Genomic DNA, 15970 nt, shown 5'->3' on the forward strand with positions numbered 1-15970 from the left:
GTCAGCTCAATTTGCGCGGGTGGGCAAAGGTAATGCGAAAACAGCTGCCGCCGGTTTCGCGTGGGCGGTAGTCGAGGCGGGCCTGGTTGCTCTCGCACAGCTCGCGCGAGATATACAGGCCGAGCCCGGTACCCTTGCTTTCAGTCGTGTAGAAGGGTTCGAAGATGTGCTGCACCTGCTCGGGCGGCACGCCGGCTCCATCATCCATGATCTCCAGGATGGGCAGGTCGCTTTCCGGATCACGGAATAGGCGAAGCCAGACCTGTCCGACCTTGTTCTTCTGAAAACTGTAGCGCAGACCGTTCTGTACCAGGTTGGTCAGTACCTGGGTCAGCTGGTGCGGGTCCATACGGGTCTGGATCGTGCCGCTGTTGGTCTCGATGTGCAGTGTCTGGCCGGGGCCGGAAGCATTGCGGAATTCGCTGGCGAAGCGGTGCAGCCAGTACTTCAGGTCGAGCAGCTGGGGCTCTGACTGGCGGCGGCGTGACAGCTGCAGGACGTTCTCGATCACCAGGTTCATGCGTCGCGACTGGTCCTGGATGATCTGCGCCAGCCGTCGGTCCGGGCCGGTCAGCTCTTCCGACTCCTGCAGAAGCTGCGCGGCATGGCTGATGGCGCCCAGGGGGTTGCGTATCTCATGGGCGATGCCGGCGGTCAGGCGGCCGAGGGAGGCGAGCTTGAGCTGTTGCGCCTGCTGGGCGATCTGCGAGATGTCTTCGAGGAAGATCAGGGTGTCGCGCTGCTCGCCCCGTTGCAGCGGTACGAAGCTGGGTTGCAGCACCGGGCCTTCGGGCATGGCCTGCAGGCTCTGCGGGCGCAGGGCGGGGTTGTCCATCCACTGCTGGAGGCGCTTGACCAGTTCCGGGCTCTGCGGGTCGATGATGCGCCCGGCGAGGTCATCGCGGCCCAGCAGGGTCTGGGCGCCCTGGTTGGCCAGGAGCACGCGGTGTTGCGCGTCGAGCACCAGGATGCCGGTGCGCATCCGTTGCAGGATCAGGGCGTTGAGTGCCTCGAGGTTGGCGACGTCGGCGGCGCGCTTTTCCGCCAGGGTCTCGCTCAGTTGCAGGCGTTTGCTGATGCCCTGGACGAAGAGTGCGGCCGCAAAACAGAGGGCGCCGAGCGCACCGGCCTGTACGTACTGGTTGGCGACTTCCGGGCGGCTGAGGCTGAGGTAGAAGGTCAGGTAGATCATGCCGATGGTGGCGACGGCGGCAATCAGCAGGCCGACCCGGCCCCGCAGCAGGATGTTGGCGATGGCCACCGCGACTATCACCAGGTTGCCGATGCCGCTGGGCGTACCGCCGGCCGCGTAGAACAGGCAGGACAACAGGATCACGTCCACGAGTGCCAGGCTGAACACCTGCAGCATGTGCTTCGGATGGCGGACCATCAAGGCGATCAGGATGTTCAGCAGCAGGTAGAACCAGGAGGCGTTGCGGAACAGTTGCGCGCGGGCGAGGTCGAGCAATTCGCTGTCCAGCTCGCTGGAGATCAGCCCGACCAGCGCGAGGCCGATGATCAGCCGGTAGAGGTTGTAGAGGCGGAAGATGCGCCGCGCCGGCTGCCCGCCCAGGACCGTCGACTCACCGCTCACCGCTGGTGGTGTCCTGTTCCAGGTGGGCGCGGCTGCAGTACCAGCGCTCGCCATTGGCCAGCGCATGGGCCTGCGGCACATGCACGCCGCACTGGCTGCATCGCACCATCGGGCTGGCAGCCTCCTCCGCGGGTTTCTGCGGGCGCGGGGCTGGTGGTGCCTTCATCCGGCGCCAGACCCAGACAGCGGCGAAGATCACAACAATCCAGAACAGCAGGCGGATCATCCCGGCGAGCTCACTTGTCATTGAAAGGAGCGCAGTTTAGCCAAGCCGGTGGTCCGCGCACAGCGGGGAGGCTGCGAGCTGTGCGTCAGGTCCCCTGGCATTGCCCGGAGCGGGAGGGGCGCTTTCGTCGGGACAAAAAAAGAGGCCCGCAGGCCTCTTCTTCGATCACGTTGGGCGTTCTCAGTCGAAAACGCCGAAGGTCATGTAGCTGAACCAGGAGCGGTCGCCGCTGCTGTTGGCTTCCGCTTCGTGCTGCTCTTCCTGCACTTCCTGCTGGTTCTCGGGCTTCAGCTCGTCCGGGATTTCTTCCTGGGCGTCTTCGTACTGCTTGATCACGTCCTGGTTGGCGCGGGTCTCGCCCGGGGGCAGCGGCGGCTCGCTCTCGATCAGGCCGAGGGTCGCCTTGGCCAGCCAGGAGCGGTTGTCGGCCTCTTCCTCGCGCGGCACGAACTGGCCATCGACCAGGTTCGGGTGGTCGGGGTAGTTGAGCTTCAGGGTTTCCAGGCTGGTCGCGGCCAGGTCGTTCAGGTTCAGGCGCTGGTAGGCCTCGACCATCACGGCCAGGCCGTCACCGACGGACGGGGTTTCCTGGAAGTTCTCCACCACGTAGCGACCACGGTTGGCGGCGGCGACGTAGGCCTGGCGGGTCAGGTAGTAGTGGGCGACATGGATTTCATAGGCGGCCAGCAGGTTGCGAAGGTAGATCATGCGCTGCTTGGCATCTGGCGCGTAGCGGCTGTGCGGGTAGCGGGTGGTCAGCTGGGCGAACTCGTTGTAGGAGTCGCGGGCCGCACCCGGGTCGCGCTTGGTCATGTCCAGCGGCAGGAAGCGGGCGAGCAGGCCACGGTCCTGGTCGAAGGAGGCCAGGCCCTTCAGGTAATAGGCGTAGTCGACGTTGGCGTGTTGCGGATGCAGGCGGATGAAACGTTCGGCGGCGGACTTGGCGGCCTCGGGCTCGACGTTCTTGTAGTAGGCGTAGATCAGTTCCAGCTGGGCTTGCTCGGCATAACGACCGAACGGATAGCGGGACTCGAGGGCCTTGAGCTTGGATACGGCGCTGGTATAGCTCTTGTTGTCCAGGTCGGCCTGAGCCTGCTGGTACAGCTCGGACTCGCTCAGGTTCTCGTCCACCACTTCTTTGGAGGAGCAGGCGGCGGTTAGGGCGAGAATGGCGATCAGCAGCAGGTGTTTCACTTGCATAGCGGCTTGCGTCCCTGTGACGGCTGGCTGTCTTGGGCGGAGCCGTCCTGTTATGATGGGCGCCCTGGGCTCCCCCAGGACAAAGACGCCGTATTTAACCACAAGCGCGTGGCCGAAACCAAAGGCTGCGCCCCCGCCGTTTTCGAGCATGTCCCCAATCATCAAGCAGGCTATTCAACTCAGCGCCGAGGTGCCGTCCGAACTGGGCGGGCAACGCCTTGATCAGGTCGCTGCCCAACTCTTCGACGAGCATTCGCGTTCGCGCCTGTCCGCCTGGATCAAGGACGGGCTGCTCACGGTCGACGGCCAGGTGCTGCGCCCGCGCGACACCGTCCATGGCGGTTCCCTGCTGGAGCTCAATGCCGAGCAGGAATCCCAGGGCGAGTGGGTGGCCCAGGACATCGCGCTGAACATCGTCTTCGAAGACGACCAACTGCTGGTGCTGGACAAGCCTGCCGGGCTGGTTGTCCACCCCGCCGCGGGGCATGCCGATGGCACCTTGCTGAATGCCCTGCTGCACCATGTCCCGGACCTGGCCAACGTGCCGCGTGCCGGCATCGTGCACCGCCTGGACAAGGACACCACCGGCCTGATGGTCGTGGCCAAGACCCTGGAAGCGCACACCAAGCTGGTGGCGCAGCTCCAGGCCCGCACTGTCAGCCGCATCTACGAGGCCATCGTGGTCGGCGTGATCACCGCCGGCGGCAAGGTCGACGCCCCCATCGGTCGCAGCTCGCAGCAGCGCCAGCGCATGGGCGTGGTGGCCGGCGGCAAGCCTGCGGTCAGCCACTATCGCGTGCTGGAGCGGTTCCGCTCGCACACCCATGCCCGGGTCAAGCTGGAGACCGGCCGCACGCACCAGATCCGCGTGCACATGTCCTACGTGAACTTCCCGCTGGTGGGCGACCCTGTCTACGGGGGGCGCTTCCGCATCCCGCCCGCAGCCAGCCCCACGCTGGTCCAGACCCTCAAGGACTTCCCCCGCCAGGCCCTGCATGCCCGCTTCCTCGAACTGGATCATCCGGTGACCGGCGCGCGCATGAAGTGGGAATCGCCGCTGCCCGACGACATGGTCTGGCTGCTGACCCTGTTGCGCCAGGACCACGAGTCCTTCACCTGATGGATGACTGGCTGACGCCCGACTGGCCCGCCCCCGCGCGGGTCCGTGCCCGCGTCACCACTCGTGCCGGCGGGTGCAGCCAGGCACCCTTCGACAGTTTCAATCTCGGCGATCACGTCGACGACGATCCCGCCGCTGTGGCGCACAACCGCGCCCGACTGGTCAGCGCCCTCGGCTGCCACCCCGCCTGGCTCAGCCAGGTGCACGGCGTGCGCGTGGTCGAGGCCGACCCTTCGCGTGTCGAGGTGGCCGACGCCAGCTGGAGCTCGACGCCCGGCATCGCGAGCCTGGTGATGACCGCCGATTGCCTGCCCGCCCTGTTCTGCGACCGCGCCGGCACCCGTGTCGCCGCCGCCCATGCCGGCTGGCGCGGGCTGGCCAACGGCGTGCTCGAAGCGACCCTCGATGCCCTCGACCGCCCGGCGGAGCAGGTACTGGTCTGGCTTGGCCCGGCCATCGGCGTCGACGCCTTCGAGGTCGGCCCGGAAGTACGCGACACCTTCGTCGCCCAGCATCCAAAGGCCGCAGCCGCTTTCCGCCCCAGCCACAATGAAGGCCGGCTGATCGCCGACATCTATGCCCTGGCGCGCATCCGCCTTGCCGCGCGCGGTGTGACCGCCGTCTACGGTGGTGGCCTGTGCACCGTCAGCGACCCGCGTTTCTTCTCCTACCGCCGCGCCTCCCGCACCGGCCGTTTCGCCAGCCTCGTCTGGCTCGCCGACTGATCCCCACCGGCGTTTCTACCCGCCGCCGGCTGTCGCGGACTGACCCGAGTCAAGGTCCGCTGGCTTGAATCGCCCAGAATCGTCCTTATCTAGACTGCATCTCGGCGGGCTTCTCGTATTCGGGGCCTTCATCGCTCCAGCCCGCTCCTTAAAGGAAGGACTGCCCTCATGCGAATCGACCGTTTGACCAGCAAGCTGCAACTGGCGCTCTCCGACGCCCAGTCACAGGCCGTGGGCCACGACCACCCGGCCATCGAACCTTTTCACCTGATACTCGCCCTGCTCGACCAGCAGGGGGGCTCCATCAAGCCCCTGCTCATGCAGGTGGGCTTCGACATCGCTGCCCTGCGAAGCGCCCTGACCAAGGAGCTGGACGGGTTGCCGAAGATTCAGAACCCCACCGGCGACGTGAACCTGTCCCAGGACCTGGCGCGCCTGCTCAACCAGGCCGACCGCCTGTCCCAGCAGAAGGGCGACCAGTTCATCTCCAGCGAGCTGGTGCTGCTCGCCGCCATGGACGAGAACACCCGGCTCGGCAAGCTGTTGCTTAGCCAGGGCGTGACCCGCAAGGCGCTGGAGAACGCCATCGCCAACCTGCGCGGCGGCCAGGCGGTCAACGACCCCAATGTCGAGGAATCCCGCCAGGCGCTGGACAAGTACACCGTCGACCTGACCAAGCGCGCCGAGGACGGCAAGCTCGATCCGGTGATCGGCCGTGACGACGAGATCCGTCGCACCATCCAGGTCCTGCAGCGCCGCACCAAGAACAACCCCGTGCTGATCGGCGAGCCCGGCGTCGGCAAGACCGCCATCGCCGAGGGCCTGGCCCAGCGCATCGTCAACGGCGAAGTGCCCGATGGTCTCAAGGACAAGCGCCTGCTGTCCCTGGACATGGGCGCGCTGATCGCCGGCGCCAAGTTCCGCGGCGAGTTCGAGGAGCGCCTCAAGGCAGTGCTCAACGAGCTGTCCAAGCAGGAAGGCCGCATCATCCTGTTCATCGACGAGCTGCACACCATGGTCGGCGCCGGCAAGGCCGAGGGCGCGATGGACGCCGGCAACATGCTCAAGCCCGCGCTGTCCCGTGGTGAACTGCACTGCGTCGGTGCCACCACCCTGGACGAATACCGCCAGTACATCGAGAAGGACGCGGCCCTCGAGCGCCGCTTCCAGAAGGTCCTGGTGGACGAGCCCAGCGAGGAAGACACCATCGCCATCCTCCGTGGCCTCAAGGAGCGCTACGAGGTGCACCACGGCGTGACAATCACCGACGGCGCCATCGTCGCCGCCGCCAAGCTGTCGCACCGCTACATCACCGACCGCCAGCTCCCGGACAAGGCCATCGACCTGATCGACGAGGCCGCCAGCCGCATCCGCATGGAGATCGACTCCAAGCCCGAAGCGCTGGACCGCCTGGAGCGCCGCCTGATCCAGCTGAAGATCGAGCAGGAGGCCCTGAAGAAGGAGGACGACGACGCCGCCCTCAAGCGCCTCGAAAAGCTCAAGGACGATATCGCCCGCCTGGAGCGCGAGTACGCCGACCTGGAGGAGATCTGGAAGTCCGAGAAGGCCGAGGTGCAGGGCTCGGCGCAGATCCAGCAGAAGATCGAACAGGCCCGTCTGGACATGGAGGCCGCCCGTCGCAAGGGGGACCTGCAGCGCATGGCCGAATTGCAGTACGGCATCATCCCCGACCTCGAGCGCAGCCTGCAGATGGTCGACCAGCACGGCAAGACCGAGAACCAGTTGCTGCGCAACAAGGTCACCGACGAGGAGATCGCCGAGGTCGTCTCCAAGTGGACCGGCATCCCCGTGTCGAAGATGCTCGAAGGCGAGCGCGAGAAGCTGCTGAAGATGGAATCCGTGCTGCACCAGCGCCTGATCGGCCAGGACGAGGCGGTCGTCGCCGTATCCAATGCCGTGCGCCGCTCGCGTGCGGGGCTGTCCGATCCGAACCGGCCCAGCGGCTCCTTCCTCTTCCTCGGCCCGACCGGCGTCGGCAAGACCGAGCTGTGCAAGGCCCTGGCCGAGTTCCTCTTCGACACCGAGGAAGCGCTGGTGCGCATCGACATGTCCGAGTTCATGGAGAAGCACTCCGTGGCCCGGCTTATCGGCGCGCCGCCCGGCTACGTCGGCTATGAGGAGGGCGGCTACCTGACCGAGGCCGTGCGTCGCAAGCCCTATTCGGTGGTGCTGCTGGACGAAGTGGAGAAGGCCCATCCGGACGTCTTCAACATCCTCCTGCAAGTACTGGAAGACGGTCGCCTCACCGACAGCCACGGACGTACCGTGGACTTCCGCAATACCGTGGTGGTGATGACCTCCAACCTCGGCTCCGCGCAGATCCAGGAACTGGTGGGGGATCGCGAGGCCCAGCGCGCGGCGGTGATGGATGCGGTGAGCAACCACTTCCGTCCCGAGTTCATCAACCGCATCGACGAGGTGGTGGTGTTCGAGCCGCTCGCCCGTGAGCAGATCGCCGGCATCGCCGAGATCCAGCTGCAGCGCCTGCGCAAGCGCCTGGCCGAGCGGGAGCTGAACCTGGAACTGTCCAGCGAGGCGATGGACAAGCTGATCGCCGTCGGCTACGACCCGGTCTATGGTGCCCGCCCGCTCAAGCGCGCCATCCAGCGCTGGATCGAGAACCCCCTGGCGCAGCTGATCCTGGCCGGCAGGTTCGCCCCGGGCATCGCCATCAACGCCAAGGTGGAGGGCGAGGAGATCGTCTTCGACTGACCCCGGAGCCGGTAAGGAAAAGCCCCGCATCGCGGGGCTTTTTCATGGGAGCGGATATCAGATGTGCCGCAGCAGAATCTCCAGGGCGGCCGCCTGGTCTTCAGCCAGGTCGATGATGTGGAAGCCGGCCCAGCTGTGCTGTCCATCGGCACCGGGGCGGCTCCACAGGCAGTCGGCGCCCAGGCGCACCTCGGTGACCCCTTCCACCGGCGTGACCGAGACGATGCGGCATTCCCATACCGAGTCGCTGGCCAGCGGCGATTCGCAGAACAGCATGAAACCGTCCGCGGAAAGGTCCACCACCCGGCCCAGGCGGTTGCCGGTATGCAGGTCATAGACCTCCAACTGGAGCTCCGTGGCGTGGCGGCTGTGATGTCGGCGGTCTTCCATGGGGACTCCTTAGCTCGGCTCGGCACTGCGGCCGGTGAAGCGCTGCAGGACGCGGTAGATGGCGCCCAGCGCACGGTCCACCAGCGGTGCGTTGTGTTCCGGGGCGATGATGCGGGCCAGCCCCTCTTCCATCTCGCTGGCCAGCAGCGTGATGGGCTTGATGGCGACTCGCTGGCCGCTGTGGTCGACGAACATGTAGTTGCGCGTGGTCGGGCTGTACCAGGAGAGCTTGAGCTTGCGCCCCTGGCCCTCCTCGACGAATTCGAACCAGGTGTTGAACTCCAGGCTCTCCAGCTCCTTGACCAGCGCCTGCGCGCGCGTCGAAAGACCCGACGGGCGAGCCGGGGCCAGCAGGCCTGCGTCCTCGCCGAGCATCTCGCTGAGCGGGCTCTTGGGCAGGTCCGGGTTGATCTGGGCCGCAAGTTGCGGCTGCTGGCCCTGCACGGCGTGCTGGCACGCCACCAGGTCCTGCAGCAGGCGGCGGATGCCGTCCTCGTGGTAGCCACCGAGCAGCTCCAGGCCCTTGCGCAGGTCCTCCAGCAGCGCCACGCGCAGGCCCTGCAGGCGGTCGCGGCCCTTGGCATCCAGCGGCGTGCCGCTCCAGGCCAGTTGCTCGGCCACTTCCCGCGAACGCTGCCATTCCGCGCCACGGTCGCCGTGGCGCAGGAGGACGAAGACCAGCACGTCGCTCCAGGTCTGTTCGAGGAAGTTGCGGATGATGCTCGGCGGCTCGCGCCCGGCCAGCACCCGGGCGATGGCGTCGACCGCCTGCTGGCGCGCGCTGAGCAGCTTGTCGCGACCCTTGGCCGCTTCCACCGCGCGGCGCTCGCGCAGCTCCACCTTGTGGCGCAGGGTGGCGACGTATTCGTTGAACTCCTCCAGCAGGCTGTCGAACAGCTGCAGGTCGCCGATGAAGCCGTGGATGATCCGCTCGACCACCCACTGCATCTTCGCCAGCAGCCCGCGCTCCTCGCCTTCGCCGCCATAGAGCACGCCGGCCTGGGCCATGGTGTTGAGCAGGCGTCGGGCGGGGTGGTGGTGCTGGGTGAACAGCGCCTTGTCCTGCAGCGCCACCTTCAGGTAGGGCGTGTGCAGGTGGGAAAGGGCGGTCTTGCAGCTGTCCGGCAGGTTGTCGTCGTCGAGGATGAAGTCGAAGAGCATGCCCACCAGGTCGATGACATCCGCTTCCTGGTCCGAGAGCTTCTGCTGCCCCGGGAGGCTGCTGTGGGTTTCCAGTTGCTGTTGCAGGTCGGCCTTCAGCCCGTCGACCCGCTGCGGCTGCTGCAGGCGCGAGGCGAGTTCGTGGGCCGATTGCTGCTGCAGGCGGTTGAGCGCTTCCAGCAATTCCGCCGCGCTGTAGGTGCGCGTGGCACCCCGTGGCGCGTAGCTGGCGATGCTGGGGGTGCCGCCGAGCAGCGGCGTATCGAGGTTGCGCTGGCGGTGCTCCTCCAGCAGTACGGCCAGGCCACTGAACAGGGCGCCCGGGTCCAGGGGCGGCGGTGCACCGAGGTCGGCCGGCGGGGGTGGCAGCGGCGCTGTCGGTGCGCTCTGGCTGCTGCGGGTGCCCGCGCTCTGGCCGTCCACGGGTGCGCTGCGGGTGACGCCCTGGGCGCGTTGGGCGCTGTACTTGAGATTGGGCAGCACGCCCGCTTCTATGAGGCGCTTGTTGAGCGCGTCATAAAGCGTGTCCAGGCTCTGCATCACATGCTGGTCGAAGAGCATGTAGAGGATGGTCTTGATCCGCAGCGGGAAAGGCGTGGGCTCCAGGGCATCGCGAAACGCCTGGGCGATCGCCTGCGGGCCGAAGGGGTTGCTGTCCTCGCCGAGCTTCTTGCCGTTGTTGAGCAGGCCCAGGCGCTGGTCGAGGGCGAACAGCGACTGCGCGCAGCGGGCCTTGACCCGGCTGACCATGTTGGTGACCAGCAGGCTTTCTTCGTAGACCTCGTTCTGCACCAGCTCCAGGTGCTCGGCGTCCAGCTCGGCAGCTGCCTCGGGCTTGAAGGTGCCGTCGAGGAACTCGGCGAACCGCTGGGCGATCCGCTGGTGGTAGGCGCGTTCGATCTGCGGACGCTGCTTGCGCACGTCGCGCATGCTGTCGAAGAACAGCGTCTGGACCTGGTTGTTCTCGGCCTTCTCGGCACATTCGAACAGGGTGTCGTCGACCTGGGCGAAAACGCCGGTCAGGTGTTCCGCCAGGCGATTCATCACCAGCTTGCGGCAGCTCTGCACCAGTTCGCCGAAACGCGGCTGGATGCCACGGCTGGCGAGAGTGGCTGGAGGGCGGGGTGGAGGAGGGGTGTCCTGGGTGCTCATGGACTGTCCTGCCGGGGCCGTTCGGCCGGCGGGTCCTGTAAGTGATCTGGGAAAGGCAGATATAGCAGCCGGCCCGGCAACTGCAAAGCATTGTATAAATTCGCTTTTCAGGGGTTGACAGCTCGTTCTGGAAACGTAAAATGGCGCGCCTCAGATGCAGCGAACCACGGTTTGCAGCGGATGAGATTGGAAAGCTTGAAGTTCCGCGATAGCTCAGTCGGTAGAGCAAATGACTGTTAATCATTGGGTCCCTGGTTCGAGTCCAGGTCGCGGAGCCAACTTCCAAACGGGGTATAGCGCAGTCCGGTAGCGCGCCTGCTTTGGGAGCAGGATGTCGGGAGTTCGAATCTCTCTACCCCGACCACTCCTTACATATGGGTCGTTAGCTCAGTCGGTAGAGCAGTTGGCTTTTAACCAATTGGTCGTAGGTTCGAATCCTACACGACCCACCATATTCAGGAATGCGCGGTAGCCGGCAGGCCACCCGCTTCCACGAGAAGCCCACCCATCGCGGTGGGCTTTTTCGTTTCCGCCCCCCCCATTTCTACCTGTGCGCACTGGCTCCAGACCTCATGGGTCCCGAGGTCGTGCGCCTCGCTCGCTACTGCGGCGTGATGTCGCAGTTCCGTGCATTCTTTTTGGGTCTGGCGTTCGACCCCACGGGACTGGCTGCCCGCCCGTCCCGCACTCCGTTTCCCGGTTTTCCGCCCGTCCAGGCCGGGTCTGCGGACGGACCTCCTGCGTCTGCCTGCGCCCCATCCCCCTCCGCGAATACCCCATCGCCCACATGGTCTTTCCTCGCCACTGCCCCTGGGAAAGACTCCGCTCCACGCAAAAGCAGGCGGTTACGAACCGTTCGTCCCCGCCGGCTTTCCGCACGGTTACCCAGACGCACTACCGCGCCGGGTGCACGAGAAGGGCTCCAGCGGGAGAGGACCTCCCGACCCTGGTTGTGCGATGCAGGTGCCTTGCGTCGCGGGTTTCTGGATGCCTCTACATGACCAACCTGAATGGAATGGCTCGCAGCCTGGAGAGAACATGAGCAACGCAAGCGCAGGGGTGAAAGGCAAGGAGGTCCCGGTGATCCGCGAGGACGCCGCCGACCAGGCCTTCGAGACCCCCGAAACGGTATCCAAGCGAACGTCGGTGCGTCTCGCCAACATCAGAAGCAACGGCGAGAACAAGCGCACCGCCAACGACAGCCAACTGGTCTGGTTCGACAGCGCCCAACTGGCCAAGCGCCGCCCCGACGACGGCATCTTCGTCCGTGTCATCAACTCCCTCTACACCGGCATCGTCCTATACATGGACAACCTAGCCGAGCTGCTCCCCGCCGTCCCCTCGCGCATGCATGCAGTTCTGCGCCTGCGCAACGCGGCCGAGATCAAGGCCTTCCGCGAAAGCCCGCAGTTCGAGGACTTCAAGAAGGGCGCCGCCGCCCGCAACCGCTCCGTCGCCTACAACGACGCCGACGTCCTGGCCGACCTGGGCCGCGGCGGCCTGCTCACCTGCTTCACCAGCTACGTCGACGACCGCGACAGCCTGCTGGCCTCCATCGACCAGGGGTTGCGCTTCAACTACCTGTGGATCCTCTTCCGCGACCCGACCAACATCCCCCTGGAGCTGGTCATCGCCTCGCTGCAATCCACCTCCACCGTGCTGATGAAGGAGATCAAGGCGCCGACCGACGTCGACGACGCCATCGTCTCCTACGGGGTGATGGAATACGGCGCCGAAGGGGTGATCTTCTCCCCGCGCGATCACGGCGTGATGAGCGAGTTCCTCGCCCGCATGTCCCAGGCGCAGAGCTACGCCAACCTCGACATCCAGGTCGGCACCGTGATCGAAAGCCGCCCGGTGGGCATGGGCTACCGCGCCTGCATCGACGCCTCCACCCTGTTCGAGCCCGACGAGGGCATGCTGGTCGGCAGCACCTCCCAGGGCGGCGTGCTGTGCTGCCCCGAGGTCTACTTCCTGCCCTACATGGAGCTGCGCCCGTTCCGCGTCAACGCCGGCGCCGTGCACTCCTACGTGTTCAACACCGACAACCGCACCGACTACATGAGCGAGCTGAAGGCCGGCTCGCCGATCATGATCGTCAACTCCAAGGGCCGCGTGCGCCGCGCCGCCGTGGGCCGGATGAAGATCGAGCAGCGCCCGCTGCGCCTGATCGAGGTCGAGTTCCCCGGCAAGGAGCGGGTCAACGTCCTCATGCAGGACGACTGGCACGTGCGCATCTTCTCCGACTCCGCCAAGCCGCTGAACATCTCCGAGCTCAAGCCCGGCGACAAGGTCCTCGGCTACGTCACCGAGCCCGGCCGCCACGTCGGCATCAAGATCAACGAATCGATCATCGAGAAATAGGGGCGCGCCATGAGCTACGTCAGCAGAGTACTGAGGGAGCGGCGCCTGCTGTTCCCGTCCTCGCGGCGCGGATTGATCGTGCCCATCGACCACGGCCTGACCCTCGGGCCCATCGCCGGCATGACCCAGACCGCCGATTTCGAGAAATGGATCGCCAGCGACCACATCAGCGCGGTCATCGGCCACAAGGGCCTGATCGAGCGGCTGATCCTGCGCGACATGCTGCACCCCTCCACCGGGGTGATCCTGCACCTCAACGGCATGGCCAGCATCGCCCCCGAGCCCGACACCAAGATCATGGTGTCGAGCATCGACACGGCGCTGGAACTCGGCGCCGACGCGGTGTCGATCCAGATCAACTTCACCGAGGACAACTTCCAGCACAACGTCGCCCTGCTCGGCGCCATGACCGACGCTGCCCACGGCGCCGGCTTCCCCATCCTCACCATGCTCTACGACAAGGCGCGGGGCCTTTCCGCCGCGGATCGGCAGAAGCGCCTCAGCCACCTGGTGCGGGTGGTGGCCGAGCTCGGATCGGACGCGGTGAAACTGGCCATGCCCGAATCCGCCAGCGACTGCACCGAACTGGTGGAGACCCACTGCCGCGACATCCGCATCTTCTTCGCCGGTGGCGAGCGCACCGAAGACGAACGCCTGCTGGGGCTGACCCGCTCCATCCTCGCCAGCGGCGCCGCCGGCCTGTGCGTCGGGCGCAACGTCTTCCAGCACCCGCGCCCCCTCGAACTGCTGAGGCGCCTGGCGGACTGCATCAAGGGCGAGACGGAATACCTCAGTCGCGCCGTGTGAACGGAACTCAACTCCACGCGACCGCCACAAGCGGTCAACCCAGGGTGACAGGTCAATGGATTACCTCGACGACAACGCGGCGCCCACCGGTGCCCGCAACGAATACGTGCTCTCGCCGCTGTGGAAGGACCTCTTCCCCGAAGGGCTGCTGAGCCGGCTCAACGCCAACCCCTTCCTCGTGGCCTGCCGCAACGGCGCGGTCAGCCTCGACCAGTTGCGCCACTTCCTCATCCAGCACCACTACTACTCGCAGTACTTCACCCGCTACCTCTGCGCGCTGATGGGCAGCATCGCCGACCAGGGCGAGTTCAAGTCGCTGTCCTGCAACCTCACCGAGGAGCTGTCCGGTGGCGACAGCGTCGACATCTCCCACGCCGAGCTGTACCGCCGCTCCATGGACCTGATGTCGGCCCCGCCGCGCAGCCGCCCCCTGCTGCCCGGCACCCGCCAGCTCATCGACGGCATGTTCCGCCACTGCCGCAGCAGCGACCCGATCGACGGCCTGGCTGCCCTGTGCCTCGGTGCCGAAGCCATAGTCCCGCTGATCTACGGCCCGGTGCTCGACGCCCTGCGCAGCCACAACGCCCCGCGTGAGGCCGAGCACTTCTTCGTGCTGCACATCGAGGAGGACGAGGACCACGCCATCGTCATGCGCGAGATCATCGACCGCATGCTCGTCGAGCGCCCCTACCTGCGCGCCCGTGTCGTCGCCATCGGCGAGGAGATGGTGCACCTGCGCATGGCCATGCTCACCGAACTGGCCCAAGGCCCCAGCGCCCAGCCCCTCGGCGCCGCCAGCACCCTGATGAGCGCCGAGGCCCTGCAGACGCTGCGCGCCGATGCCTCCCTCGGCAGCGGCAACTTCCTCGACCGCTGCCTGGCACTGAGCACCACGCCCGACGAGCCCTTCCTGTTCCTCGACAAGCCGCTGACCCTGCTGCGCGGCACACCGATCAGCGCCCTCGCGCTCAACGACCTGCAGCACCACCGCATGGCCCTGGCCGCCTGGTACCTGGAGCAGGGCGTGAAGCCCGGCGACGTCGTCGCGGTCACGGTCGAGGATGGCCTCTCCCCGCTGCTGCACTACCTGGCGCTGACCAGCCTGGGCGCGGCGATCTCGCTGATGAACCCGGCGATGCCGGCTGAGTTCGGCATCGCCTACATGGACGAGAACGGCTTCGAGCGCCTCGTGACCGACACCGCCACCCTGGTCGCCAGCGACTTCGCCCGCCAGTGGCGCGACGCCGGCCGCCCGGTGCTCGACGTCACCCGCGCAGCCCTCGATGCGGCGCCGCGCATGCCCGCCTGGTGGCCGCTGGAGCCGGAGGACTCCACCCTGGTGATGCTCAGCCACACCTCTGGCACCACCGGCCTGCCCAAGGCGGTGCGCTTCGAACACCGGCAGTTCTTCATGGGCAAGCGCGCCCGCATCGGACGCTTCGCCGAGGGCCCGGACGAGCGCTTCCTCAGCGCCCTGCCACAATCCCACTCGGCGGCCATCAGCCACCTGGAAACCGCCATCCTCCACGGCATTCCCACCTTCGTCCTCGGCACCCAGCAGGGCCAGGCGCTGCGCGACGCCATCCAGCGTTTCGCACCCACCACGGTCGCCGCGTTCCCGCGCAGCTACGTGCTGCTGGTCGAGGGCGGCATCGCCCATGACGAGTTCCCCACCGTGCGCCGCTGGTTCGCCATGGGCGATGCCTCGCACCAGAGCCACATCCGCCGGATCCTCGAAGGCGCGCCGCAGTCGCGCTTCATCGACGCCTTCGGCAGCTCAGAACTGGGCATGGCGCTGTTCCGCAGCGAATCGAGCCTCGGTGCCATCGCCGCCCAGCGCTGCATTGGCCGCCCGGTGGACATCGCCGTGGCCAAGGTGCTCGACCCGCTCAGCGGCGACGAGGTGCAGCCGGGCGAGGTCGGCCTGCTCGCCGTGCGCTCGCCCACCGTCACCTCCGGCTACTGGAAGCAGCCGCAGAAGACCGTCGACGCCTGGCGCGGTGGCTACTTCCTCACCGGCGATATCGCGTTCTGCAAGGACGGCGAGTTCTACCAGATCGACCGCGCGGTGGATGTCATCGACTCGCCCGCCGGTGCCCTGCACACCCTCCAGCTGGAAGAAGCGGCGCAGCAGGTGGACGGCGTATGCGACGTCACCGTGGTCGGTGTCGACCCGGCCCGCAGCGGTGGCGTCGGCCTGCTCGCCCTGGTCCTGCCGGAGCGCGGCGCGACCGACGCATCGGCCATCGCCGCCCGGGTGCTGCGCACCCTGCACGAGGCCGCAGCGTCGCGTGGCGCACTGGTGGCGGAAGGCTTCATCGCCGTCGCCGTGGTCAGCGACCTGGCGTTCCTGCCCGTCGGCGCCACCGGCAAGGTGCTCAAGCGCCACCTGCGCAGCGTCGCCCAGGCCCTGCTGGCCGGGGAAGGCGGGCAGCAGGTGCAGCACCTGCTGCGCCCCGCCCATCGCCAGCTCGCCACCGCCGGACACGGGCTCTGAG

General features: G+C 66.8%; 11 protein-coding genes and 3 tRNA genes. 9 read left to right on the plus strand and 5 right to left on the minus strand.

Annotation, left to right across the window (positions count from 1 at the left end; translation table 11 throughout):
• Position 1: 1 nt before the first annotated feature.
• The 3 genes from PHLH3_RS05380 to PHLH3_RS05390 form a co-directional block, all read right to left on the minus strand.
• On the minus strand, positions 2-1594 hold the full coding sequence (locus PHLH3_RS05380; RefSeq protein WP_244862983.1) for an ATP-binding protein: 1593 nt from the start codon (positions 1592-1594) through the stop codon (positions 2-4).
• Entirely contained in the window at positions 1584-1820 is a 237-nt protein-coding gene (locus PHLH3_RS05385) for a PP0621 family protein (RefSeq protein WP_213628481.1), read from the minus strand. Before PHLH3_RS05385 ends, PHLH3_RS05380 begins: the two co-directional genes overlap by 11 nt.
• Positions 1821-2000: 180 nt before the next feature.
• Complete coding sequence (locus PHLH3_RS05390; protein ID WP_173173376.1) at positions 2001-3020, minus strand: outer membrane protein assembly factor BamD; 1020 nt, start codon at positions 3018-3020, stop codon at positions 2001-2003.
• A gap of 160 nt (positions 3021-3180) precedes the next feature.
• On the opposite strand from PHLH3_RS05390, the gene rluD reads away from it, so the two are divergent.
• The 3 genes from rluD to clpB all read left to right on the plus strand — a co-directional run bounded on the left by rluD (position 3181) and on the right by clpB (position 7598).
• On the plus strand, positions 3181-4140 hold the full coding sequence (gene rluD / locus PHLH3_RS05395) for a 23S rRNA pseudouridine(1911/1915/1917) synthase RluD (RefSeq protein WP_213630417.1): 960 nt from the start codon (positions 3181-3183) through the stop codon (positions 4138-4140).
• Positions 4140-4865, plus strand: coding sequence for a peptidoglycan editing factor PgeF (gene pgeF, locus PHLH3_RS05400; RefSeq protein WP_213628482.1), 726 nt, complete (start codon positions 4140-4142; stop codon positions 4863-4865). Before rluD ends, pgeF begins: the two co-directional genes overlap by 1 nt.
• A gap of 168 nt (positions 4866-5033) precedes the next feature.
• A complete protein-coding gene (gene clpB, locus PHLH3_RS05405) occupies positions 5034-7598 on the plus strand; it encodes an ATP-dependent chaperone ClpB (RefSeq protein ID WP_213628483.1) in 2565 nt (854 codons plus the stop codon).
• Between the two features lie 57 nt (positions 7599-7655).
• Here the strand turns inward: clpB and PHLH3_RS05410 are convergent, their stop codons facing one another.
• Together PHLH3_RS05410 and PHLH3_RS05415 are read right to left on the minus strand one after the other, a co-directional pair.
• Complete coding sequence (locus tag PHLH3_RS05410; RefSeq protein WP_213628484.1) at positions 7656-7988, minus strand: PilZ domain-containing protein; 333 nt, start codon at positions 7986-7988, stop codon at positions 7656-7658.
• A 9-nt stretch (positions 7989-7997) separates the two neighbouring features.
• Entirely contained in the window at positions 7998-10301 is a 2304-nt protein-coding gene (locus PHLH3_RS05415) for a DUF1631 domain-containing protein (protein ID WP_213628485.1), read from the minus strand.
• 202 nt (positions 10302-10503) lie between these two features.
• Between PHLH3_RS05415 and PHLH3_RS05420 the strand changes: the two genes are divergently transcribed.
• From PHLH3_RS05420 to PHLH3_RS05445, 6 genes are all read left to right on the plus strand, one after another.
• Positions 10504-10579 (plus strand) — tRNA-Asn (locus PHLH3_RS05420).
• Positions 10580-10588: 9 nt separating this feature from the next.
• Positions 10589-10665: transfer RNA gene (locus tag PHLH3_RS05425), tRNA-Pro, on the plus strand.
• Between the two features lie 12 nt (positions 10666-10677).
• Positions 10678-10753: transfer RNA gene (locus tag PHLH3_RS05430), tRNA-Lys, on the plus strand.
• 586 nt (positions 10754-11339) lie between these two features.
• Positions 11340-12665, plus strand: a complete 1326-nt coding sequence (locus tag PHLH3_RS05435) for a 3-dehydroquinate synthase II (protein WP_213628486.1) — start codon at positions 11340-11342, stop codon at positions 12663-12665.
• Positions 12666-12674: 9 nt separating this feature from the next.
• Complete coding sequence (locus PHLH3_RS05440) at positions 12675-13472, plus strand: hypothetical protein (protein ID WP_213628487.1); 798 nt, start codon at positions 12675-12677, stop codon at positions 13470-13472.
• 55 nt (positions 13473-13527) lie between these two features.
• Positions 13528-15969 (plus strand): AMP-binding protein, encoded by a 2442-nt coding sequence (locus PHLH3_RS05445; RefSeq protein ID WP_213628488.1) that lies wholly within the window; start codon positions 13528-13530, stop codon positions 15967-15969.
• The last annotated feature ends 1 nt before the right edge of the window (position 15970 follow it).

The organism is Pseudomonas sp. Pc102 (assembly GCF_018408275.1).
Classification (GTDB): domain Bacteria; phylum Pseudomonadota; class Gammaproteobacteria; order Pseudomonadales; family Pseudomonadaceae; genus Metapseudomonas; species Metapseudomonas tohonis.

Coding starts and splice junctions, on each gene's coding strand:
- PHLH3_RS05385 (WP_213628481.1), bottom strand. CDS start 1,820: ATGATCCGCCTGCTGTTCTGGATTGTTGTGATCTTCGCCGCTGTCTGG.
- PHLH3_RS05390 (WP_173173376.1), bottom strand. CDS start 3,020: ATGCAAGTGAAACACCTGCTGCTGATCGCCATTCTCGCCCTAACCGCC.
- PHLH3_RS05410 (WP_213628484.1), bottom strand. CDS start 7,988: ATGGAAGACCGCCGACATCACAGCCGCCACGCCACGGAGCTCCAGTTG.
- PHLH3_RS05435 (WP_213628486.1), top strand. CDS start 11,340: ATGAGCAACGCAAGCGCAGGGGTGAAAGGCAAGGAGGTCCCGGTGATC.
- pgeF (WP_213628482.1), top strand. CDS start 4,140: ATGGATGACTGGCTGACGCCCGACTGGCCCGCCCCCGCGCGGGTCCGT.
- PHLH3_RS05415 (WP_213628485.1), bottom strand. CDS start 10,301: ATGAGCACCCAGGACACCCCTCCTCCACCCCGCCCTCCAGCCACTCTC.
- PHLH3_RS05440 (WP_213628487.1), top strand. CDS start 12,675: ATGAGCTACGTCAGCAGAGTACTGAGGGAGCGGCGCCTGCTGTTCCCG.
- clpB (WP_213628483.1), top strand. CDS start 5,034: ATGCGAATCGACCGTTTGACCAGCAAGCTGCAACTGGCGCTCTCCGAC.
- PHLH3_RS05445 (WP_213628488.1), top strand. CDS start 13,528: ATGGATTACCTCGACGACAACGCGGCGCCCACCGGTGCCCGCAACGAA.